The following is a 23,354-nucleotide window of genomic DNA, read 5'->3' as shown; positions in this document are numbered from 1 at the left end:
ATCTTATTTTTGATTCTCATTTTCGTTTTTTGGAAGCAATTTTGCCAAATCTGCCAGGCGGGGATCCACCTTTTTCTTTTCGCGGTCTCTCGCTTCAAAAAGTTGTTCTTCTGTCATGACTTTCCAGTCTGGACCTTGCGGCATAGATAAGTCATTTTCAGCCTCCGGTGAAATGACCTGAATCGGAACATCCAATAACACCAGCTCATATACGACTGGCGTTAAATCGATGACACCGCCTTCGACTTCATGAATGTCTTCGTCTTCTTGATGATCGTAGTCAAGCGGCTTTAATAAAAAGGTTTCCACGGAATGAATGTCCAAGGGATAATTAACATCAACCAATGTTCTGGCACAGGGAAGCGTTAGTGTACCCGAAATATGCAGATGGAAGGAAGCTTTATTCGTATCCACATCTGCTCTTCCCTCTACATGGATTAATGAAGCCTTCCGGATTTCCGGATCAGCTTTTTTTAGATCCTGTGCAAGATCAACGTGCTTGTCGAACATCATGGTCTCATTCCGATATTTAAGTAATTCGGCAACGGTCCATTTCATTTATATCACCTCTAGGCAACAAAAGTAATTATAGCTGTGCACATACAGTTTGTCAATATAATCTTCTTTACAGACCTTGAGTTTTTCACATTATTATTACTGTACCCTTAAATGAGATAGTTGAACACTCCATATGACAAATAACTCCCTTGAGTGGGCAGTAGTACTGGCAATGTTGGATGTTAAGCATAGAGTATTGATATATCTGACGAGGGGGTGTATTTCTGTTGGAGATGGGAAACAGGCAATTCTATCCCACATATGGAGGGGGGTATCCTTGGGGAGGAGGTTATCCCATGGGAGGAGGCTACCCTCGCCCAGGTTACCCATACGGGCAATATTATGGCCGGCCGCCATGGTACCATCATGGGCATCATGGACATCACGGGCACCATGGTCATCACGGGCACCATGGTCATCACGGGCACCATGGTCATCACGGACATTATGGGCATGGCTACCACCGAGACGAGGACTAATCAGAAGAGGAGATCTTTCTCCTCTTACCTTTTGTATATAAATCAAGTATTATTAAGAAAAGTGGCAGGCATGCCCTTCAGGGGACAAGTACAAGAAGAATCCGGATAAGATAAAACCGTAAAGCACACAAAAGAGCAAGGACTTTATTCCGAATGTGCAGCAGCCATGTTTATTAAGCTTTGCGTTGAGGTTGAACAGCGGCATTTACGAGTGTGGACCCCATAAGGGTCCCTGCTTATTTGATCCGTGAGCCCATGAGCTGCCGGCTCAACATTCTTATACATACAAAAACCCAATCTCGATCTATCATGCTGCATATCATTAACGGCACTAAGACATTCTGTCGAACAATTGTAGGTTTCTATTCATAAAAACAGACAAGGAGGGATTATCTTTGAAGAGTGTCGGAGTCATAGCTGAGTATAACCCATTTCATAACGGCCATCTTTACCATTTAAACCAGTCTAAAGCAATGACAGGCAGTGATATAGTCATCGTTGCAATGAGCGGAAATTTTTTGCAGAGAGGTGAACCTGCCATAGTTTCAAAATGGACAAGGGCGAAGATGGCCTTGAACGCCGGAGCTGACGTTGTTGTTGAAATTCCTTATCCTTTTGCTGTCCAAAAAGCAGAAATTTTCGCTTCTGGGTCTGTTGCTATTCTGGACGCACTACATTGCCAATCCATTTGCTTTGGCAGCGAGTCAGGTACCATTCACTCTTTTTATAAAACAGTAGATTTTTTAGAAAAAAATCAAGACACCTATAATCAATACATCCGGCATTTCATTAAACAGGGGGTCAGTTATCCCAAGGCACTGGCTCTTGCTTTTGGAGCTCTGGGTAAAAAGGAAGACACGGTCGATTTAACAAGACCCAATAATATATTAGGGTATCATTACATACATGCTGCCAACCGCTTGAATTCCGATATACACTTTTATACGGTTAAACGCCATACAGCTGAGCACGATGACGACCATATTCACGATGATCAAATTGCGAGTGCAACCTCCATCCGTAAGCTGATTAGAGAAAATGGACATTTGGAAAGCATCCGCCCTTATATTCCCGAAACAACGTATGCTGAAATGGAGGCTTATTATCAATCCTACTTACATTGGCATGAATGGGAAGATTATTGGCCGTATTTGCAATACCGGCTCCTGACGATGAATGAAGACGAGATGAATAACATGTATGATATTGAGGTAGGACTTCCCTATCGTTTACAAAAGGCGGCTGAAAAGTCTTCCAGTTTCCGCTCATTTATGGAGAGGGTCAAAACCAAACGGTATACATGGACCAGACTCCAAAGAATTTGTGTTCACATCTTGACTAACACCACCAAAAAAGATATGGAAACAGCAGGAAATAAACCTCAATATATCCGTCTCCTCGGTATTTCAGCCGGGGGAAGGGCCTATTTGAATAAAGTAAAGAAAGATGTCTCTCTTCCCATTGTTTCAACTGTTTCTTCTTTTCCGGAAGATTTGCTCAGGCTGGACAGAAAGGCTGCACTTGTCTATTCACAGGCTTTGTCCGAAACGAAACGAGATCGACTGTTTACATTGGAATACGCCCAGCCGCCCATCATGACCTGATTTTTTAAAAATAATGCTTTTGCCACTCTTGTATAGTCTTTCGGATCGAAGGAATGGCTGCAAGAGTGGCTTTTTCCCCTATGCGGATAATTTCGTCGATATTCTTAAAAGCTTTTGCACTTAAATGTTCTACCGGGGGTACGATGGTTATGTCTGACTCCACCTTTCGTGCCGCAGAAATTTCCATCTGAAGAATATCTATACTTTGCATAATCACATCATATACTGTCAAAATTTCCGCCCGCTTGTTTACGACCGAAACATCTACTCCTATTACAATATCCGCCCCCATCTCTTTTACTGCTGAAACAGGAACCCTGTCTGTCACTCCCCCATCCACCATCATCCGGCCGTTTATTTTTTCCGGAATAAATACTCCGGGAATTGAAATACTTGCTCTTACGATCTCTGGGATAGGCCCTTCCTTAAACACCACTTTTTCACCTGACTGTAAATCGGTAGCGATCACTGCTACAGGAATATCAAGCTCCTCCAGCCTTTTTCCCTGCATAAACAGCCGAATAAGATTCTTCACCCTGTTCCCGGCAATAAATCCCATTTTCGGAACAGTAAAGTCTATATAATACTGTCTCTTGAAGGCTGTTGAAAGTTTAATTAGTCGATCAATATCGTGACCAAAGGCATAAAAACAGCCAACTAAAGCCCCCATGCTGCTGCCGGCAATCATATCAACCGGGATGGAGTGGTCTTTCATGGCCTTTAATACGCCAAGGTGTGCAAAGCCTCTTGCTCCTCCGGATCCAAGTGCAAGGCCTATTTTTGGTGTTGTCATTATCACCGCCTCCATCACCATTTTATGGTCTAAACAAGCTGCCTATGAGTATATTGATTATGTAGGGTCCCTTGGACAAGGAGGTCTGACTTTGAGTTTATCAAAAATCAAAACACTTTCTCTTGCTGCAATCGTGACATTCATGGCTGTGTCCATGGTTCTATTACCTGAAAAATCTTTTGAAGCATCTGTTCAAGGTTTAAATATGTGGTGGGAAATTGTATTTCCTTCTCTTTTTCCCTTCTTTGTACTTTCTGAACTACTCATCGGGTTTGGCGTAGTCAGGTTCCTGGGTGTCTTGCTGGAACCATTTATGAGACCATTATTCAAAGTTCCGGGAGTTGGGGGATTTGCCTGGGCAATGGGGATGGCATCCGGGTTTCCGGCAGGCGCCAAGATTACGGCCCGGCTCAGACAGGAAGGCCAGCTTACACGGGATGAAGCTGAACGGCTTGTATCATTCACCAATTGTTCAAGCCCGCTTTTTATTTTTGGAGCTGTATCAGTTGGATTTTTTCAAAACCCTGCGTTAGGGTTTCTGCTGGCATTCTCGCATTATATCGGAAACTTCTCAGTGGGCATCATGATGCGAAATTTTGGAACGAAGCACTTAATCAGAGAAAAGAAACAAAAACGTTCCATTATTGCCGAAGCGTTGTCAGCCCTCCATCAAACGAGGCTGAAAAATCAAAAGCCGATCGGCCAGCTGCTTGGAGATGCGGTCATCTCCTCCATTCACACACTGCTTATGATCGGCGGGTTTATCATTTTGTTTTCAGTTTTTAATAAACTTCTATTTGATTTGCATATTACATCTTTTCTGGCCAAACTGATAGAAGGTGTACTCATCATCTTTCAATTACCGGTTTCATTGAGTATTCCTTCCATTGCAGGGATGTTTGAAATAACTCTGGGTAACCAGATGGCCAGTCAGGCAGCAGATGCCAGTCTAATGCATCAATTAATCGTTGCCAGCTTTATTCTAGGCTTTAGTGGATTCAGCGTCCAAGCGCAAGTAGCAAGTATCCTTGCACCTACAGATATTCGTTTTTATCCTTTTTTTATTGGCCGCGTTCTTCACGGTTTTATATCAGGTATTCTGACTTTTCTTTGCTGGCCATTTTTCGAGCGAAAATTTTTGAGTGAACAAGCTGCGTCCATCCCGGTATTTTTACAAGAGCATACGATGTGGTGGGACATCCTTTTCCAATGGCTGAAGCAAATAGGACCTGTATTTACCATTGCTATGTTATTCATATGTATTTTGTTCTATGTACAACAAATCGTATGGAAAGATTAAACCTGTATTACGTAAATTTTTCTCTTAATGCTTTTTCAACTTCCCAAGGAACCAGCTCAGATATATCCGCATGGTATTTAGCAGCTTCTTTCACGATACTGGAGCTTAAAAAGGAATACTGGTTATTCGTCATAATAAAGAATGTTTCAATATTTTCATTCAAAACCCTGTTCATTGAAGTAATTTGCATCTCGTATTCAAAATCCGAAACAGCCCTGAGCCCCCTTATTATTGCATCGGCATGAATACTTTTTGCATAATCAACAAGAAGGCCGTTAAATGAATCTACTTTAACATTCTTGATATCCTTGGTTACCTTCCTGATGAGCTCCGTTCTTTCTTCCGTTGAAAATAGAGGCTTTTTCGAAGAATTGGTCAATACAGCAACATACACTTCATCAAAAACCTTTGCTCCTCTTCGAATAATATCCAAATGCCCATTGGTCACCGGATCAAAACTTCCCGGACATACTGCAATCCTCGTCATATTTCGTTCTCCTCCAGTTCCGAGTACAAATACAAGGTTAAATGACTCATGCCATAGCTGACATTCTTGATCTGCTTCAAGTTCCCGACTTTGTCAGGCAGCGGCACCCCAGTATCATGTTCACAAATGACATATCCTGAGTCTTTCATCACTGAATGGTCTTCTATGAGCTGCAGCAGGGACTGCAATTTCTGCTTTTGGTAAGGGGGATCGAGAAATATGAAATCAAATTGTATGCCCCTTTTGATGATGGCTTTTAAAGCGCGATCAGAATCATTATTGTAGATCTCACATCTATCTTCCATGCCGCATATAGAAACGTTTGATTTTATTGTCTGGATAGCCTGTTTGCTTTTGTCTACAAATATGGCGAAATCCATTCCCCTGCTTAATGCTTCCAGGCCGACACCTCCGCTTCCGGCAAACAAATCCAGACAGGATCCACCGGGAAAGTAAGGGCCAATCCAATTAAATATCGTTTCCTTCATTTTATCGGTTGTGGGTCTGGTTGACTTTCCCGGAACTGATTTTAGTTTTCTTCCTCGGCAACTTCCAGATACAATCCTCATATTTTTCACCATTTATCCTGTTTTTCGTCTTTTAATACTACCACAAATACTTTTGACAATCTATATCGGGAAGTCCCCTGAGGAGACAGGATAACCGAAAGTAAAAGATATGTATAAAACGTCCATTTCAGGTGATAATAGAACTAACAACATCGCAGCAGATGTTGTTGCCAACCGCGGAGAAGACTTACGCTTCCCCATAAGTTCTTCCTCCGGTTTCTCCTCTCCCTTTGCCTTCTATCCGTTTTTACGGAAAATAGAAGGACCCTGCAGAATATCTGCAGGGTTTTTTACTGAATGAGTATTTTTTTTTCATTCTCTGCGACCTGTAGTTCAAATAAATCAGGAAGGGCAGCCATATCCAAAAAGACAGATTCCTGTTGAATCAAAAATGGATTATGCTGAAAACCATATTGTCTGCCATTTAGAGTAAAAACTTTTTTCTCAAACGTAAAATGATAGGTATTTCCGTCTTTTTCAATTCTGATTTCTTTATTTCCTGCAGGCTTGAGAGTCCGGTACCCCAGCCTTTCAGTCAATGGAAAAAAAGAAATATAGGTGCGGTTGTTTTGCTGGAGAATCTTTATATCCCCAGCTTTTTTTCCTCCTATATATACTTCGCGCCCGTCAAATGTATATAGTGAATAGATGGGGCTTTGCAGCGAGGCATTTTGTTGAAAGAAATCCGTTGAGATGTTTGCAGTTTCCCAAAGCCATGCATCGAGCATCTCAGGAGTTACCTCTTCTTTTTCAGCAAGTATATGATTCAGCCAACGATTCAACTGCTCTTCAGTAAGGGTATCCACCAAGGTTTCGCGCATGCTTTCTAATTGATTATTTTGCGTTTCATAACCGGCAAGAAGAGAGCCCGCTAAATCTGTAAGCCATTGTATATCTTCTCTAAAAGCAAGCTGCTCTTCAAGAAGCAGTCTTACTGTCTGCTCCACCCCTTTTTTACTTGCCGGGACAAGAATTAAGTTTCCATGTTGAGTCAACTTGCTAATGTGTCCGGTTATCACCATATAGACATTCTCATCCGGAACCAGTTTCTCAAACACTTCTTCTTCTATCATCTCAGGATCACTTGAATAAATAGCCAAGCGGTGATTTTGCTTTTGATAGACAAGCTCTTCTGTTGTCCATAAAAGAAAAGGGATCCTGTCAGCTGATTCGAAAACATAGTAATCAATCGCATCCATTCTCTCTTTTCCGGCTAATTCTGCACTGGCAGCCCAACTGCCTTTATCCGGTTGTTTTTCCGTAAGTTGTATCCGGGTGAAATGAGTTTGAAATTCTTTTATTTCCACCGCCCACTCATCCAGCATAAAATCGGAGGATTGCTTTGGAACTTTCAGATCATATGTGAATATAATCGTCTGTTCATCATTATTGATGAACTGGTTATTTCTAGTCCAGTTGCATTTCTCTCTGTCTTGATTTTGACAGGTCAAATTTTCAGCCTGTGCGGGAGAATGGATATGGAAATGCCCTGGTGGAAGATTATGAATGGTTTGTATAACATGTAAGGTTTGATCTAGATGTGTTAATTTTATCGTTTGATGTATGCCTGGTAAATCTGAAGCGTCTTTTGACGAATACTCCTTCCATTGCAACAGCAAGATGCAGATGATAATCATTACAAGCAATAGAAAAAACCGCCTGATCTTTTTCATCATTCTTCTGTCTCCCGTATGAGTAAAAAATCCAAGGTACCCAGCCTGAACGGCAAGTATTAAACGAATGTTGATGATTCAACCTCCAGGAAAAAACAGGAAATTTCATCAAAGAATCATCTAAAATTTCTTGCAGAGTTAAGGAGAGCTCAACAGTCGCTCCCTTTGGCCATTTACCTCCCACGGCACATGGCGCCTCAATCTGCCATGTTCAAGCTTAAAGAAAAGCGGCCCGGAGGCCGCTTTTAAAGACCAATTCTATAGTCGTACTCTTTCGCCTTGTCGGGCTTTGCGTTTTCGAATTCTGTCTTCAAAAAAGGCTTGTATGAATGTTCCACTTTTTTTACAAATGGCAGGGAAGCCAATTTTTCCGACACTTCATCCAGTTCGTCTTGATTGCAATACAGAACTGCATATTTCATTCTTTTGGAAACGAAGTGGACATATCCAAAGCGTTTGAGCATTTTGGTATTTTTCATGTGCTGAAACCATACGATTAGCCCTTGTCTTTTGATAAACATATTTGTTCCCCTTTATAACATCCTTTTATGCCGAACAGCCGCAGGCACCGCCGCTGCCGCAGCCGCCGCCGCAGGCAGAACCTGTTTCAAAAAACGGATTACCGGTAACCACTTTCACATTGGAAGAAACTGCCTGTCCGATAATCACACCGATCTGATCCAGCAAGGATTGCAATTCATGTTCTGCTCTCCGAAAGCCGGCAACATTTTCATCCATGTCCATTTCCCGCTTGAGCGCTCTTGTCTGTCTCGTTACTTGCAGGTAATCCGGATGATAGCGGCCAAACCTTTGAACCTCTTCATACTTTTCTTTCATTTCGTTGAATGCTGCTATTTTCCTCTTTGTATCAGGGTCTTCTTGCAATTTATGATAATAAAGGCGGTAACGCTCGGCTAAATCTGTTTGTTTGATCATTTCACCTAACATTTCCGCATGATCGATTAATTGGACTCTCTCGAGTGTAGCAAGCACAGAGCTCACCTCCAGCTTTATTTTATCATGTTTCCTCCATTGTGGCGATACCAGTTTGTGCAGCAGCAGATACTGGCTCCTTGAGAAGCTTCACTCTCCTGCCAACTTTCTTTAGGAAGCCCGGCAATATACCAATTGAACACTGCCTTCACATGTATTTATTCGATCGTCGCGGTAAAATCCCGGCTCATCCCAAGGGGACGATTGTCCTTGTTTACAATTTCGACCGTAAAAGTATGAGCGCCACTCGGTAAATTTTTCACCATAAAAGCTGCGGTACTATATTCATTGTACAACTGGCCATCAATATATAAAAGGACTTTTCCCAATTGTTTTCCGGATTGTTTAGCTGAAAAAGAAATGTCAGGAACGAAGCATTCGACATACAATGAGTTTCCCTGTACATGATGACGTACGGTTAACTTCTCCTCAGATACTTCCTCCGCTTCCATGGCTTTCACCTTTTCTGCTTCGGGCTCGGGTTTTTGAGCACATCCGGTCATAATCAAAGCTGTTAAAAGGCAGGCCAACAATTTTCTTATCGTCATCTTCATCACTCCTTAACCATTAGCTTTCTCCAAAGCTTGAGGTTCATTCATCATAAAAGAGCAAGGCGAAAAGCCCGGCACATATAAAGATGTCTTCAGCAGCCATACCGACACATTTGAGATTTTTTATAATCCTTGATGATGTTTCATGTAGCAGCCGCTGTTTCGAAAAAGCTTAGACACTCATATTCCAAACTTGGACGCGCCCTCCATCTCAAGCTGCAAAATCCCTGCTGCTCGGCTGCACTGGGACATCGTATCTTCGGACTGGATCGAACACTGATCAGCCATATGAGCTGTATTTGATACTTATTTAATCCAAAAAAAGAAGAACACATCATTTTTATATGTGTTCTTCTTATGATTTTATGGCTTGGAGCATCCCCATCATCATTGATGCCATCTGGACCCCCTGAGAAAACTTTTGAACTCGATGCGGTATGGTTTTTTCAAAATAATGGCTCGACGCAATTTCAAATCTCTCCAGCAATTCCGGGTTCCGGGAAAGTGTCCGGTACCATTGTGGCTGCTCACGAATAAATCTCTTCAGATCATGTTTTGAATAAATGTATTGTATCAATTCCGTCCTCATGTTTTTCTATCTCCTTTCTCAATCTTTCCTAAATAAAAAAGGATTGCCAGGAGTTTGAATTTGCTGAGGAGGACTTTCTTGTCCGGCCCCTTGGAACTGCGACAAAACACCTTGAATGGCACCAATAGCTTGGCTCAAATTTTGAAGGTGATGTTGCATTTGATGGGGGTCCACTTTTTTTAACATACCGGTGAGCTGCTGTACCCATCTTTTATCATCTTCATCTTTTTCATTTGACTTGTTGGTACGGGGCACATTTCCCTGCTTATACGGATTCCATTTTGGATCATCCGGGCCCAGCAGATACCATTCCTCGTACAATTCCTGCCAGTTGTATTCATTGGACCTGACCAATTTTATGAGGCTGGGATGCTCTTTTACAAATGCTTTAAACTCTTCGACGGATGGATGAAGTTTCCCGGTCATCATTTCATCACCTCAATACTATCCTCGTAGTATTGTATGAAAGGTGGTAGCGTATGTGCATCACAGATCATCATCCTTGTCAGTTCACTGGTGTGATGAAATTTTGCGTATATTTTTTCTTGTAAACCCCAATCCCAATATGCGTATAGTCTTCATCCAAAAGAGCTTCCCGGTGTGCTTCGGAATTGAGCCAGCCCTCGACTGCTGCAGGACCATCAACATAGTCCGCAGCAATATTTTCTCCTGCAGTCCGGAAATCTATTTTCCCTTTCTCCAGTCGTGCCGCCAAATCCCCAAAGTCTGGTGATTCATGTGAAAAATAATCATTCTCACTCATATCTTTACTGTGTTCGTACGCAACCGAGGCTACATTTTCATCCCAGCGCAGCGGCGGAAGACCCAAAGCAACCCGCGCATTGTTTGTTATATCAAATATTTGCTGCTCACTGCCTCGTTCTATTGGTAACCACTGACTTTCCTCGGGTTTCTCCGGCTCTATCAAGTCGCCGCGATAAACCAGCTCATAAGGACGATGGCTGATCAGTGTTTGTTTATCCAAAAATCTGACACTGAACAGAGAACCTGTAAATTTATCAATAGAAAGCTGTGCAAAAATATCACCAAGCTGAATGAGCGGCCGAATATTTAAATCTTCCTCGGATAATTCAAAACGATACGTATTATCCTGAATATTTACAACAAACTCTGTCTCCAGCACCGTAGAACGGTGTATATTTTCTATGGACTGCCCCATTTTAAATGGTGCAACATTGACATTCTTTCCTGCGGCATACACAGTGACAACCATTCCATCCTGCACGCCGGCCTGCAAATACGTATCAAGATCTTCATTATAAATCCACCATTCATATCCATAGGCAGAAGGCTCCCTTCTGTCTGGCTCTCCGAAACTGTCAATAAACTCTTTTTCTGTACGCCCGATAAATGAACCAAGACCACTGGCAGGCTGTTTATCCGTATATTGCATACCGTTAAGCGGAATCGATGTATTATAATCAGGTTTTGGAGGAAGAGAGTTCGAATCATCTATTATGGGGCCTATCTCTTCTGGGGAATAGAAGTAGAAGCTGAAGATCAGCAGTATAGCCGAAATAATGAATACTCTAAAAAAAGTACGCAATGTCATCCCCTTCTCTCCAGGCATTAAGTATCAGGTTATATTATAACATTTCCTTTAAACTGAATATACACGGGGCATAGAAAAAAACCCTGATTTTCAGGGTTTTTTTCTATGGGAGATAGGATCTGATTCGGTTTTTGAGTCTTCGGAAGTTATAATATTTAAATGGAAGCAGATTCTTGGCTAAGGGTTGTAGAACTGAACTCCCTAAGCCATATCACCTCATCCAGTCGACTCCGGCTGCCTCCTTGGGCTGTTCTTAATGAAGGGCTTGCTCTCCATCATCTTCTGATATTTCCGATAAGGCTTGCTTTGCCAGGCTGTCAGTCAAATCTCTTACAGCCAGGTCCCCAAGTGCTACGATACCGACAAGCTTGCCGTTTTCCACAACTGGAAGCCGCCGGATTTGCTCTTTTGCCATCAGTCTTGTCGCCTCTTGTGTTGTAGTATCAGGTGAGACAGTTATTAAACGTTCGCTCATAATTTCCTCAACCTTGGAGGACGGAGGCTTTTTCTCAGCGATGCAGCGCAGGACAATATCCCGGTCCGTAAGCACTCCCATGAGCCTATCGTTTTCCACTACAGGAATTACTCCTACATCCCATTCTTTCATTTTCAAAGCTACATCGTAAATACGGTCACTTTGTGAACACGTCTCTACCTCTTTTGTCATGACATCCCTAATTTGAGTCATCCCTATTCCTCCTTTAACATTTACATCATACAAATGATATATTCACCGCTTTTCTGTAAAATATTCAAAACCGAACCATGGACAATACGTGAACTTTATTTTGATTTCGTTGCAAGCAGAAGTTTTTTCGACTATTATAAAGGATGGATAATACTAGCGGTCTGAATTACTGAGGAGGGAAATAAGCATGAAATTTGAAAACAGCGGATTAGAATCGTTTAAAATTAGTTTAGATCGACTTGATGAAATTATGGAAAAACACCGCATGATACGGGCAGGTCAGTGGGATTATGAAAGAGTGACATATGACCATAAATTTGTAATTCAAGAAGGTACATATTATTTGCGTTTCCCGGGCTATGCCGTTGAGGGAGATGTAGGAAGCGGCAGGGCATTAATTCAGTTAATGGAGCCGCTTCTTGGTAAACATTATTACCCTCATGGAGTTGAGTACGGCGAAGGTGAAGAGTTTCCGGATGCACTCGTAAAGCAATGCAAACAAGCTATTGAGTCCATCAAAAAAGATGTAGAAGTTTTTGCTGAGTAAATAGAAAAGGAACGCGTATGACCGCGTTCCTTTCTTTTAATTGCTGCGAAGAAATAAACGGGCAGACTTGTGAATCATTTATGAATCTGCTCCCGGCTCCAGCACTTAAAAGCTGGAAGACTTCGAGCTGCCGGTTGCTTTCGCATGGAAGTTTCCCCTCGTTGTTTTACATAAGCAGCTTTCCTGCGGTACGTCCGGTACGTCACCAAACACCGCCCCTGGGCAAGCAGTACGGAAAAGGCTTGTTCAACTCAACGCGATGCTGCACGAAGCTTAAAAAAGCATGCCGGTTTCTTACCGGACATGCTTTTTAGTTACCCAGAATCGCCTTAATTAATGAGGTTGTTTCTCCCCCATCGTATAAAATATAGAGAAGCAAATAGACTAAAACGCCTGTAATCCCAGTACCAAACCATACTGTGCTTGTCACCGGGCCCAACTTTCTATGAATGTTCAGTCTGTCCTTCATGCCTGACCATAAAGAGATGATCCCCAGCACAGCACCCGTTGTTGACAATAATATATGAAAAAATAAAAACACTGTGTAATAAGTTTTTAAACTATCTGGTCCGCCGAAGGAAGTATTCCCAATAAAAACCGTTCTGCTGGAGTAGATGATAAAGAAAATTACGGCGAAAACGGCTGCTGCAATCATAGATTTTTTATGACTTTCTATTTGACCCTTTTTAATTCTTCCCCAGCCGACAGCAACCAGTACAGCGCTGATGACTATACAAACTGTACTGATGGTCGGTAAAATTGGAACAGACATGTATGTTTCCTCCCTTATATAAAAAACGCAAGCCTCTTGTCCCATACGGCTAACACAAGGATTCATGCTAATTACAGCAACCGGCTTAACAGTGTGCCGGGGCCAGATGCCTGGCTTTCCCCTGCCAAATTCTCTTTCGCTAAAATAGCCTCCAAAACGTAACGTAAAAAAGAAGAGGAGATGACTCCTCTCTCTTCTCTTACTCCGCTGGACGAGGATCATGCTGTTGAAGCAGACTCTCATCAACCGGATCAACGTCCGATGCCTCATTTCGGTACCATTCAAAAAATACCTTCGCAAGTACGGTCGCCAAAACAATTTCTTGAATAATCTTCATGACCACTCCACCAAGCTGCTGGTCTTCTCGGGCAGGCATGTCGGTAAACAGCTCGGGGCCGCTGATGCTTAACCCGGCCAATGTTGGGCCCGGGACACAGAGTTCCATCGCCTTCATCCACATCTCTCCGTCTGTATATGTTGCATACATTGCTTCGGGTGCAAAAATAATCAAACCGCACGCCGGTGTAAGCAACACGCTATCTGCCAAGATATACCCTATTTTTTTCAGGCCGTGCAATTGATGTTGTCCGGGAAGCTTATTGATAAGCGGCCACCAAAGGAAAATTCCAAGAATAAACAATACAATGGTATAAAACGCATGAAGAAAAATATTCATCTTTACAAAGTCCATGACCATTGGAATATGATACACAGAAAATAAACCATTAAACAGGACCAGTGCGATCATCGGCTTTGTGAAAAACTTAAAGATCTTATCAATCCATGAGATTTCAAGCAGCTGTATCCAAACCCAATTAGGCACTCCCGCAATAATTATGGGCGGGATAACTAAATATAAAAATGCCATTTGCACCATATGAAAAGTAAACATAATATGGGCCATTACATCTACCGGTGACCCTTTCACCACATAAATCAGAATCATGGCTGTGACAAACAGAATCGCCTGACTGGCTTTCAAGGGTTCACTATTTTTAAACTGATGGCGTTTTTTGACTGTCAAAAAAAAATAAGCAGCTATAATCAGAAGGACAAACAACAGAAAATAGGGACTCCACAGGGCCCGAAAACCAAATATACTTAAAGGCATCAGCCTTCACCTCTTTTTATAGGGTTCTTCTATCCTATCTTTTATTATACTTAGCCTAATTCTTCAGTTCAATGAATGCGGCATGACAAGTTGATGAACATTGGGATTTTGCAGGATCCATGGAGTTGTGCCATTTTTTCACTCAAAAAGCCAGCCGAAAGTATTCGGCTGGCTTACAGTATGTTTTACCACCAGATAATTGTCACGTAGGCTAACACCGTTACGAAACCGATAAAGGCTCCTCCATACATAAATAGCTGAACTGCCTCGTGGCCTTTTTCACTCATATGCATGAAATAATATAACTGGAAAATAACTTGCACTATTGCAAGCAATAGGATAAACGGGATGACAAACCATTTGTCAAAACCTGCTGCAACAGCTCCAAATGCCACCAGTGTTAAAAAGATGGAGATGGCAAAGGAAATGACCTGATGGCGCATATGTTCCTTGTTTCTTCTGCGGCGATATTCATAATCAACACGCGGATTTCCAGAATTCATGTATTGATCTTCCATACGTTATCCCACCATTCCCATTAAGTAAACGACAGTGAAGATAAATACCCAGACTACGTCAATAAAGTGCCAATAGATACTTGCCAGGTAAAACTTTGGCGCATTATAAAGACTCAGTCCACGTTTTCTGTTACGGACCAGCAATGCGGTAATCCATCCAAGTCCAAAAACGACGTGGCCTCCGTGGAATCCTACCAATGTATAGAATGCTGAACTAAAGGCACTGCTTGTAAATCCAAATCCTAATCCTGTCGTGTAGTGATAGAACTCATAAATTTCTAATACAAAGAAACCAAGACCGAGCAAAATGGTAATGATAAACCACAATTGCATCTTTTTATAATCAAAGTTTCTCATGTGATAGATTGCATATACACTTGTGATGGAACTTGTCAATAAAAGCATCGTCATCGCAAATGCAAGCGGCAATTCAAAAATATCTGTTGAAACTAAATCATCTGGTGAACCAACTTTATCTTTTAAGGCCAGATAAGTGGCAAAGAAGGAGGCGAATAAAACTGTTTCGCCCCCAAGAAAAAACCAGAGACCCAAGAATTTATTTTTACCTTCGAGAGTAGCTCTCTCCGGTGTCTCCGGCCATGTTTCCGGAGTAAATTGCTGTTCAACTGCCATTATGCTTTAGCCCCTTTCTCATCATCATCCATCAATTCTGATTTAGGAATATGAAAGCCATGGTCATCTTTTAAGGAGCGGACGAGCATAGAACCGAAGGCAATTGCCAAACCAATAATTAATACAGGAATACCCCATGCATAGTCTTGGTTGTAAATAGCCCCAAATGATGCAACGAAGAATCCGAATGAGATCATAAATGGAATAAATGAACCATTTGGCATATGAATATCACCCACAGGCTCAGCAGGGGTCATTTCCTTTCTGCCATCCATTTTTTCCAGCCAATAAGCATCAAGTCCACGAACCAAAGGCAGCTGCTTAAAGTTATAGAATGGCGGCGGTGAAGGGAGTGCCCATTCAATTGTACGCCCGTCTCCCCATGGGTCATTTGCCACTTTTTCAGCTTTAACTGCTGTAACAACAACGTTGATAAGCAATATAACAACGGCTGCACCCATTGTGAGTGCTCCAATAGAGCTGATCAAGTTTCCTGTTGTCAAGCCTTGGCCATCAAGAAATGTAAAGACACGACGCGGCATTCCCATCAAACCTAAGAAGTGCTGGATAAAGAAGGTTAAATGGAATCCTAAAACAAAGAGGAACCAAGTAATTTTACCCAATGTTTCGTTAAGCATTCTTCCAAAGAGTTTTGGCCAATAGAAATGCACTGCAGCGAAAATCGCAAATACGACTCCGCCAATGATGACATAGTGGAAATGTGCAACGATAAAATAAGAGTCATGATACTGATAGTCCGCTGGTGCAACTGCCTGCATAACACCTGTTACTCCACCCATGACAAACGACGGAATAAATGCAGCTGCATATAGCATTGGCGTTGTAAACCGAATACTTCCTCCCCACATGGTAAGGAGCCAGTTGAAAATTTTAATTCCGGTTGGTACTGCAATGGCCATTGTTGCTACAGCAAAGATCGCGTTGGCAATATTACCAAGACCCGTTGTAAACATATGGTGTGCCCACACCATAAATCCAAGGAATCCGATCAGCACAGTAGCAAAAACCATGGATGAATAACCAAATAATCTCTTCCTTGAGAATGTAGCAATGATTTCAGAGAAAATACCAAATGCAGGCAAAATCAGAATATATACTTCCGGGTGTCCAAAGATCCAGAAGAAATGTTCCCAGATAATCGTGTTTCCTCCAGCTGCTACATTAAAGAAGTTGGAGCCGAACATTCTGTCAAACGTCAACAGGAACAACGCAACAGTCAGCGGAGGAAATGCGAATAAGATCAACGCTGATGTAACAAATGTTGTCCATGTAAACATCGGCATTCTCATATACGTCATCCCTGGGGCACGCATGTTAATAATTGTAACAAGGAAGTTGATTCCTCCCATTAATGTACCGAATCCAGAGATTTGAATACCTGTTACATAAAAGTCTACACCGTGGCTGGTTGAGTTCATTGCAAGTGATGCATAAGAAGTCCAACCGGCATCAGGCGCTCCGCCAAAAAGCCAAGAAATATTAACCAGCAAGCCTCCCAAAACAAACAGCCAAAGGCCGAGAGCATTTAGAAATGGGAAAGCAACGTCTCTCGCTCCAATTTGGAGAGGCATAATCGCATTCATAAAACCTATCAAGATCGGCATGGCTGCAAAGAAGATCATGTTCGTGCCATGCATTGTCATCATTTCATTAAACGTTCCGGCACTTACAAAATCATTGTTAGGCACTGCAAGCTGGATACGAATGATCATCGCTTGGATACCGCCTAGTAGAAAGAAGAAGAACCCTGCGCCAAAGTACAAGGCACCAACTTTTTTGTGGTCTACAGTTGTCATGTAGTCCCATACAGCAGCTCCGAAACTTCTTTTCTGAGCAAGTGTACTCACAATTAAACCTCCCTTTTTAATTTCAAGTCATTATTGAACTTTTAATCCCATGAGATACTCAGTCAAAGCATCTAAATCTTCATCAGACAATTCAGGATACGTACCTGTCATTTTGTTGCCAGGCTTAATTTTCTCCGGATCCTTTAACCAGTTTTTCAACTCTTCTTCGTTGTGTTCAAGAATCCCGGCTATTGTTTCCCGATCAGCAAAACCTGCAAGGTTTGGAGCCGTTCTTGCTGTTGGAGGTGTATCATTGCTTGGTGATACGGCATGGCAAGTGATACAGCTTTGATTAAAGATTTCTTCACCTTTTTGTGCAAGTTCAGTTGTTGCTGCAGGCTCTTCCTCTTTAAGGTTCTGCATGTTTGCAACCCAATCCTCAAATTCGGCCTGAGGTACAGCCTTTACTTTAAAGTCCATCAAAGCATGGGATGGGCCGCAAAGCTCGGCACATTTACCGTAAAATACATTTCCGGCTTCTTCAGCTTTGTCACTGTCAACTGTCAGCCAGAATTTATTTACGTTATCTGTGTTTGTATCAAGCTTCCCTCCAAGAGGCGGAACCCAGAATGAGTGTTTAACATCTGCACCTTCCAATTGAAAGTAAACTTTCTGGTCAGTCGGAATAACCAAGTCCTGACTGGTTACAATTCCAAGGTCCGGGTATTCAAACTCCCACCAGTATAAATGGGCACGGACATTAACAACGAGATTTTCTCTGTTACCGTCAGCATCTGCTTTATCAATCGCTGATACATCCCCCTGGCTGAACGTAACGGCAACTGTTGGTACAGCCAATATAAGAAGCAAGATAATCGGGATGACAGTCCAGACAATTTCCAGCGTGTGGCTGCCTTCAACCTGTTTAGGAATTCTGTCATCTTTGCGTCTGAACTTAATAATCGCAAATGTAAAGATAATGATTACAACAACTACTACCAGCGTCATGATTCCTATGCTCAGCAATATAAGGTCATATTGCTGTTTAGCCACTTCTCCTGCTGGAGTAAGCGCGGATAGGAATGGCTCGCCGCAGCCTGAAAGCACAAGCGCCAAAATCGCCAGTACTGATATTAGACGCCACTTTTGCAGCCATAGTTTCATAATTCGATCAAACCCCTCTTTCGTTTAATATCAAGATGGTTGCAAGCACCGGGTCTTTCTATATGGATTTCTTCTAAAAAGAAAGAATTCCCAAGGATGACTAAATCACTGCGAAAATAACAATGGCAGTAAAAAGGATGGTCAGATAATTCAATGAGTAAACAAACATCAGCGTTGCCCATTTTATCTCATTTTTCATGAGATATCCAGCAATTCCCAACAAAAGCCAACCTATGTTTAACAATGTGGCTAAAATCACAAAAGGTATGCCCAGCTCGAACATGAAAAACGGGATTGGGAGCAACAGTGCCACCCACATCATTATACTGCGCTTTGTTTTAGCAAAGCCTTTTACAGCTGGAAGCATAGGAATGCCGGCTGCTCTATATTCTTCCGCCCGTCTCATGGCAAGTGCATAGAAATGAGGCGGCTGCCATATGAACATAATGAGAAAGAGCATCCATGACATCACCGGCAAGCTTGGATCTACTGCTGCCCAGCCAATCAACGGCGGAACCGCTCCAGAAATGCTTCCAATCACTGTGTTGCTTACAAGCTTCCGCTTTGCCCACATACTATAGAGGACCACATAACTGAATACCCCAACAATACCTATACCACCGGCAGTTGCATTGGTAAGGAAAAGGAGTATTAAGCCCAATATCACAAAAGTGAAGCCAATTGCCAGGACTCTGCCGCCGCTGATCCTGCCTGTTACTGTCGGCCTGGTCCTTGTTCTTTCCATCATAGGATCGATATCACGGTCAATGTAATTATTTAGTGCGCAGGATCCTGCCATGATCAAGGCAGAACCCAGCAATGTAAAAATGACAGTATCCAAGGATCCGAGGAAATGCTGCCCATTAAATATAAGTGCAAGCCACAGCCCTGTGAAAACAGGAATTAAATTGGAATTAACAATGCCGATTTTAATCAGAGCCATAAATTCCGACCAGGCAGTTGAAACAGGAGCTTCCACTTTAGATATAAGGCGACTGTTTTCCATATTTTATTCCGCTCGTCTCCTTTCCCTATTATTATTACTTTTCACCCTTACTATAAGCCATTTTCATATGGTTTTCCTGCATTATGTAACAAGTTTCGGTAATTGTTCATTTATTATCCCGTTTCTTCTATATTAAACAGCCACCGCAACCTATTGTAGCATACAAGGGGTAAAAAGCCAGTGCAGTTTAAACCATATTCGGGAACCAGCCTTCAACAATATATTTAATCATATAATTCAATGATTTTTATATTGCATTCGTGCGTTTTTTTGTCCAAAGTGTGTCATCAAAAATAAATTTTCTGTTAAAAAAACACCACACTCCTATACCATTACTATCAAAAACAGCGTATTTTTTCAAGTTTATACCTTTTTCGAGATTGTTAACAATTTTGTCGGTTGTTTTTTTAAATGGGTTTATGTAGTATCGAATATGAAATTGAATCTAGTGATAAACATTATATAAGGATAAGTGGGTGAGATTTTGCACCGGAATCTTAAATGGTTTTCTGTACTGACCACAGTTGTCATGCTGTTTGTCCTTCTCGGAGGTGCATTGGTTACAAAGACCGACTCCGGCATGGGCTGTGGGGATTCATGGCCGCTGTGCCACGGTCAATGGGTACCGACAAATATCACTCCCGAGCTGATTATAGAACTGGCTCACCGAGTGGTTTCAGGAACCGCAGCTATTCTTGTCGTCATCCTTGCCGTATGGTCCTGGAAAGCTATCGGGCATAAAAGGGAAACAAAACCCCTTGCAGTACTTTCTGTATTCTTTCTCATATTACAGGCTTTAATCGGAGCAGCAGCTGTTGTCTGGGGACAGTCAGATTTTGTACTCGCACTGCATTTTGGAATTTCACTTATTTCATTTGCCTCGGTATTCCTATTGACATTATTGGTCTTTGAAGTGGACGAAAAGCTTGATACGTCCAATATTCACTTTGATAAAAAAATGAAGGTTCACACAATCGGTGTAACGGTGTATTCCTATATCGTCGTGTACACGGGAGCTTTAGTTCGCCATGTGGAAGCCAGCCTCGTCTGCAAGGATTGGCCCTTCTGTCTGAACGCTGCACCTTTTTCTCTTCCAAACAATATGTATGAATGGATACAAATGGGACATCGTTTCTTGGCAGGACTTATTTTCGTATGGATTGGTTATATTACGTGGATGGCAATCAAGCATTATAAAGATCAAAAATTGATGGTCAATGGATGGATCATCGCTTTTATTCTTGTTTCTTTGCAGGTTGCGGCCGGAGCAGCAGTCGTGCTTACCAGCATGAATATATATGTGGCGCTGGCACATGCTCTTTTTATCACCTTTTTGTTTGGACTGTTAAGCTACTTTATTATGCTTATCACAAGGCAGGCATCAGATCACTCCCCTGTTGCCAAACCAGATCCAAACACTGCGGTGAACACGGAAATCAAATCACCAAAGATGATTACACATTAATTAAATGCGGCTGCATGCAAAAAAAGATCTTGCCCCTCAGTGCAAGATCTTTTTTTGGTATTTATTCATTTATCCGTAGAGGCAGCTTTGAGCTTCCTTTCGCGGGGAATCGGTGCTGCCTTTTCACCCTTGAACCTTTCTTCGTATCGGACAAACATCGTTACATTGGTCAATATTCCCATCGCAATGGACAGTACAAGAATAGATGATCCTCCATAACTGATAAACGGCAATGGTACTCCCGTAATTGGGATCAATCCTGAAATTCCGCCCAAATTGATAAAAGACTGGATTCCAATCAGACCTGAAATACCTATAGCCAGCATGCTGCCGAACGGGTCACGGCTTCTCGTACTCAGGTAAAAACCTCGCAGGACAATGTAGCTAAGGGCTGACAAAACAAAAGCAACTCCAAATAACCCAAGTTCCTCAGCTATGACTGCCATAATAAAATCTGTATGGGCTTCCGGCAAGTAACCAAGCTTTTGAACACTCTGCCCTAACCCAAGACCTTTCAAACCACCTGATCCAATAGCCAAATAGGAATTTACCAGTTGAAATCCTTCTTTTTGTTCCGTTCCGAACGGATCCAGGAAACCAGTAATCCGCCCCAGGCGGTTTTCTGTGAAAATCTCATCTCCCTTGATCAACACAAAAGGTGCAAGAATAGCAGAAAGAAGAATTCCCAGCAAGACCAGTTTGAGGATTGTTTTAAAATTCATTCCCGAACATATAATGATCATCATGCCAACCAGAAAAACAATCATAGCAGTACCGTTATCCGGCTCTATGGCTATGAGGAAACAAATAAAAATAAGAAACATTAACGGGGGCAATACACCTTTATCAAGCTGATTGATGTATGTCTGTTTTTTCGAATAGACAGCTGATAAGTATATAATGACACTTAACTTTGCAAATTCCGATGGCTGGATATTCCTTGTGCCGATCTGTATCCAGCTTTGTGCATTGTTGGTTACATGGCCAAATAATCCGACTGCCAGCAGACCAAGGATGGCCAATACCGTAATGATAATTAAAAACTTTTTGTTTTTGAATGCTTTATATGGAAAGACAGCAAAAAATAAAAAACATACAAATGCCAATGCCAGATTAATTTTTTGTTTTTGATAAAAAAAATCAGGAGAGTACCCATAATACTGTACTGCCATTACCATACTGGCGCTGTATATCATGACTAAACCGAAGAAACAAAGCAGTAAATAAACGGTGATGATTGAGTAATCATATGACTTTAATATTTTTTTAAACATACTTTTCATCCAATCTATCATTCAGATTTCACAAAACAAGGAATAACAGCTTCTTGTTTTCCAACTGAAAAACTCATGCTGCTGTACGATCATTCGATTAGACAAAAAAACTCAAACAATCACAGGTGAACTGTTTGAGCCTTACTGTTCGGTGAGAAGTATGCTGTTTGCGCCTCTTTTATTTTTCATTTTCAGTAAATGCTTCATGCAGGGCAGACAGTTTTCTTTCCAATGAAAAAATTAGTTCTTTACCGTCCTTTTCATCAACCAAACCAAGCCGGACGGCAAAATCTATCTCGCGAGAAAAGCCAAACATTTGCGTATCTAGAACTTCCTCATATAAAGGACATTGAGGCATCGTTAAGTTGTCCATTTGCACCTGTATCAGCCGCAGTATTTTATCCGCATCTGCTTTCAGGAGAGCATAGGCTTTTTCCCGATGATTCAGCTTCGTATCAGACAACACATTTAATCCCCCTATCTCCGGACAAATAGACAATCCTATCTTTAAATTCTACCTTTAAGCCCCTCAAATTGCAAGGGATCACTGTTTTTTCCTGTTGAATAATAACTGTTCTATAGGAAATACAGCTTGCAGCAGTTGGAGGATATATTTCCTGGAGCTTTAACTTTTCATTTTAATTAATTAGGGTTATACTAGCAAATGTGGATAAGGAGGTTTTTCGCATGAATACAATCATGCCCATCAAGGGAAAAGTCAAATATCCCATCACGCTGGATGCAGGGACGTGGATCTTTGACGACCGGCGGATTGATTTGAATACATACTTTGAGAAGGATCAGGGTGAAGGAGATACAGAAGAGGAATTTACTGTTGCATCAAAGCATTGGGACCGCGCCATAAAGGAAGGGGCTGTTTCACCGCCTACCCTGAAAACAGAGCGGAAATTTGAAAAGGTTAAAGTTCTGACCGGTTCATTCGGTATTATTTTAAAACCTTTTTTGGAAAATGCGGAACCCGAAGAAGATGCTTCTGTTCTGGTTATAGAAACAGCGGCTGATGAAGTTTCAATGCCCATTGACGAAGGAAAAGAATTAATTCTTGCTTTTTCCAAGGATGGAAAACCCCTTCTTGAGGATGGTCCGGTACACGTATTATATCCTGATGGTTCCAATAAGGAGAACCCCATAAAACATGTGAAGGGGTTTCGTGTGGAATAGTTGTCACAGGCGCCCAA

26 protein-coding genes are annotated in these 23,354 nt (G+C 41.8%); 5 read left to right on the top strand and 21 right to left on the bottom strand.

Annotation, left to right across the window (positions count from 1 at the left end; translation table 11 throughout):
* Positions 1–3 precede the first annotated feature (3 nt).
* Positions 4–558 carry a YceD family protein gene (locus tag ACFSCZ_RS03325; RefSeq protein WP_380772325.1) on the bottom strand — a complete coding sequence of 185 codons (555 nt, stop codon included), beginning with the start codon at positions 556–558 and terminating at the stop codon, positions 4–6.
* An 874-nt stretch (positions 559–1,432) separates the two neighbouring features.
* On the opposite strand from ACFSCZ_RS03325, the gene ACFSCZ_RS03320 reads away from it, so the two are divergent.
* Positions 1,433–2,641, top strand: coding sequence for a nucleotidyltransferase (locus ACFSCZ_RS03320; RefSeq protein WP_380772324.1), 1,209 nt, complete (start codon positions 1,433–1,435; stop codon positions 2,639–2,641).
* Between the two features lie 4 nt (positions 2,642–2,645).
* Here ACFSCZ_RS03320 and ACFSCZ_RS03315 read toward each other — a convergent pair whose 3' ends face one another.
* Positions 2,646–3,434 (bottom strand): patatin-like phospholipase family protein, encoded by a 789-nt coding sequence (locus ACFSCZ_RS03315; protein WP_380772323.1) that lies wholly within the window; start codon positions 3,432–3,434, stop codon positions 2,646–2,648.
* A 91-nt stretch (positions 3,435–3,525) separates the two neighbouring features.
* Here ACFSCZ_RS03315 and ylbJ point away from each other — a divergent pair, with 91 nt between their 5' ends.
* Positions 3,526–4,734: a sporulation integral membrane protein YlbJ gene (gene ylbJ / locus ACFSCZ_RS03310; protein ID WP_380772322.1), complete on the top strand. Its 1,209-nt coding sequence runs from the start codon at positions 3,526–3,528 to the stop codon at positions 4,732–4,734.
* Positions 4,735–4,741: 7 nt separating this feature from the next.
* On the opposite strand, the gene coaD is transcribed toward ylbJ, so the two are convergent.
* The 10 genes from coaD to ACFSCZ_RS03260 all read right to left on the bottom strand — a co-directional run bounded on the left by coaD (position 4,742) and on the right by ACFSCZ_RS03260 (position 11,857).
* Entirely contained in the window at positions 4,742–5,221 is a 480-nt protein-coding gene (gene coaD, locus ACFSCZ_RS03305; protein WP_380772321.1) for a pantetheine-phosphate adenylyltransferase, read from the bottom strand.
* On the bottom strand, positions 5,218–5,790 hold the full coding sequence (rsmD, locus tag ACFSCZ_RS03300) for a 16S rRNA (guanine(966)-N(2))-methyltransferase RsmD (RefSeq protein WP_380772320.1): 573 nt from the start codon (positions 5,788–5,790) through the stop codon (positions 5,218–5,220). The genes coaD and rsmD overlap by 4 nt, the downstream gene beginning before the upstream one ends.
* 290 nt (positions 5,791–6,080) lie before the next feature.
* Entirely contained in the window at positions 6,081–7,466 is a 1,386-nt protein-coding gene (locus tag ACFSCZ_RS03295) for a stalk domain-containing protein (RefSeq protein WP_380772319.1), read from the bottom strand.
* A gap of 242 nt (positions 7,467–7,708) precedes the next feature.
* On the bottom strand, positions 7,709–7,984 hold the full coding sequence (locus ACFSCZ_RS03290) for a YlbG family protein (RefSeq protein ID WP_380772318.1): 276 nt from the start codon (positions 7,982–7,984) through the stop codon (positions 7,709–7,711).
* Positions 7,985–8,009: 25 nt separating this feature from the next.
* Positions 8,010–8,456, bottom strand: coding sequence for a YlbF/YmcA family competence regulator (locus tag ACFSCZ_RS03285; RefSeq protein WP_380772317.1), 447 nt, complete (start codon positions 8,454–8,456; stop codon positions 8,010–8,012).
* 158 nt (positions 8,457–8,614) lie between these two features.
* Positions 8,615–9,004, bottom strand: a complete 390-nt coding sequence (locus ACFSCZ_RS03280) for a hypothetical protein (protein ID WP_380772316.1) — start codon at positions 9,002–9,004, stop codon at positions 8,615–8,617.
* 358 nt (positions 9,005–9,362) lie between these two features.
* Complete coding sequence (locus ACFSCZ_RS03275) at positions 9,363–9,596, bottom strand: YlbE-like family protein (RefSeq protein ID WP_380772315.1); 234 nt, start codon at positions 9,594–9,596, stop codon at positions 9,363–9,365.
* An 18-nt stretch (positions 9,597–9,614) separates the two neighbouring features.
* On the bottom strand, positions 9,615–10,025 hold the full coding sequence (locus ACFSCZ_RS03270) for a YlbD family protein (protein WP_380772314.1): 411 nt from the start codon (positions 10,023–10,025) through the stop codon (positions 9,615–9,617).
* A gap of 76 nt (positions 10,026–10,101) precedes the next feature.
* Entirely contained in the window at positions 10,102–11,169 is a 1,068-nt protein-coding gene (locus ACFSCZ_RS03265) for a CAP domain-containing protein (RefSeq protein WP_380772313.1), read from the bottom strand.
* Between the two features lie 253 nt (positions 11,170–11,422).
* A complete protein-coding gene (locus tag ACFSCZ_RS03260) occupies positions 11,423–11,857 on the bottom strand; it encodes a CBS domain-containing protein (RefSeq protein ID WP_380772312.1) in 435 nt (144 codons plus the stop codon).
* Positions 11,858–12,044: 187 nt separating this feature from the next.
* Between ACFSCZ_RS03260 and ACFSCZ_RS03255 the strand changes: the two genes are divergently transcribed.
* Positions 12,045–12,404: a YugN family protein gene (locus ACFSCZ_RS03255; protein WP_380772311.1), complete on the top strand. Its 360-nt coding sequence runs from the start codon at positions 12,045–12,047 to the stop codon at positions 12,402–12,404.
* 310 nt (positions 12,405–12,714) lie between these two features.
* On the opposite strand, the gene ACFSCZ_RS03250 is transcribed toward ACFSCZ_RS03255, so the two are convergent.
* From ACFSCZ_RS03250 to cyoE, 7 genes are all read right to left on the bottom strand, one after another.
* Entirely contained in the window at positions 12,715–13,176 is a 462-nt protein-coding gene (locus tag ACFSCZ_RS03250; protein WP_380772310.1) for a DUF420 domain-containing protein, read from the bottom strand.
* Between the two features lie 199 nt (positions 13,177–13,375).
* Complete coding sequence (gene ctaG, locus ACFSCZ_RS03245; RefSeq protein WP_380772309.1) at positions 13,376–14,287, bottom strand: cytochrome c oxidase assembly factor CtaG; 912 nt, start codon at positions 14,285–14,287, stop codon at positions 13,376–13,378.
* 185 nt (positions 14,288–14,472) lie between these two features.
* The gene (gene ctaF / locus ACFSCZ_RS03240; RefSeq protein ID WP_380772308.1) at positions 14,473–14,805 is read right to left on the bottom strand and encodes a cytochrome c oxidase subunit IVB; all 333 of its coding nucleotides are present in this window, start codon (positions 14,803–14,805) and stop codon (positions 14,473–14,475) included.
* 3 nt (positions 14,806–14,808) lie between these two features.
* Positions 14,809–15,438 carry a cytochrome c oxidase subunit 3 gene (locus ACFSCZ_RS03235; protein ID WP_380772307.1) on the bottom strand — a complete coding sequence of 210 codons (630 nt, stop codon included), beginning with the start codon at positions 15,436–15,438 and terminating at the stop codon, positions 14,809–14,811.
* Entirely contained in the window at positions 15,438–17,306 is a 1,869-nt protein-coding gene (gene ctaD, locus ACFSCZ_RS03230; protein WP_380772306.1) for a cytochrome c oxidase subunit I, read from the bottom strand. The genes ACFSCZ_RS03235 and ctaD overlap by 1 nt, the downstream gene beginning before the upstream one ends.
* Before the next feature lie 30 nt (positions 17,307–17,336).
* Positions 17,337–18,410: a cytochrome c oxidase subunit II gene (coxB, locus tag ACFSCZ_RS03225; protein WP_380772305.1), complete on the bottom strand. Its 1,074-nt coding sequence runs from the start codon at positions 18,408–18,410 to the stop codon at positions 17,337–17,339.
* 100 nt (positions 18,411–18,510) lie between these two features.
* A complete protein-coding gene (gene cyoE, locus ACFSCZ_RS03220; protein WP_380772304.1) occupies positions 18,511–19,416 on the bottom strand; it encodes a heme o synthase in 906 nt (301 codons plus the stop codon).
* 484 nt (positions 19,417–19,900) lie between these two features.
* On the opposite strand from cyoE, the gene ACFSCZ_RS03215 reads away from it, so the two are divergent.
* Positions 19,901–20,881, top strand: coding sequence for a COX15/CtaA family protein (locus ACFSCZ_RS03215; protein ID WP_380772303.1), 981 nt, complete (start codon positions 19,901–19,903; stop codon positions 20,879–20,881).
* A 65-nt stretch (positions 20,882–20,946) separates the two neighbouring features.
* On the opposite strand, the gene ACFSCZ_RS03210 is transcribed toward ACFSCZ_RS03215, so the two are convergent.
* Both ACFSCZ_RS03210 and ACFSCZ_RS03205 read right to left on the bottom strand, forming a co-directional pair.
* Entirely contained in the window at positions 20,947–22,155 is a 1,209-nt protein-coding gene (locus ACFSCZ_RS03210) for an FtsW/RodA/SpoVE family cell cycle protein (RefSeq protein ID WP_380772302.1), read from the bottom strand.
* A gap of 178 nt (positions 22,156–22,333) precedes the next feature.
* Entirely contained in the window at positions 22,334–22,621 is a 288-nt protein-coding gene (locus tag ACFSCZ_RS03205; protein WP_380772301.1) for an Fpa/YlaN family protein, read from the bottom strand.
* A 221-nt stretch (positions 22,622–22,842) separates the two neighbouring features.
* On the opposite strand from ACFSCZ_RS03205, the gene ACFSCZ_RS03200 reads away from it, so the two are divergent.
* Positions 22,843–23,337: a peptidyl-prolyl cis-trans isomerase gene (locus ACFSCZ_RS03200; protein ID WP_380772300.1), complete on the top strand. Its 495-nt coding sequence runs from the start codon at positions 22,843–22,845 to the stop codon at positions 23,335–23,337.
* Positions 23,338–23,354: the final 17 nt, after the last annotated feature.

Source organism: Siminovitchia sediminis (assembly GCF_042680885.1).
GTDB lineage: Bacteria > Bacillota > Bacilli > Bacillales > Bacillaceae_C > Siminovitchia > Siminovitchia sediminis.
The sequence above is the reverse complement of the archived record's forward strand: the minus strand, read 5'-3'. Positions and strand labels throughout refer to the sequence as shown.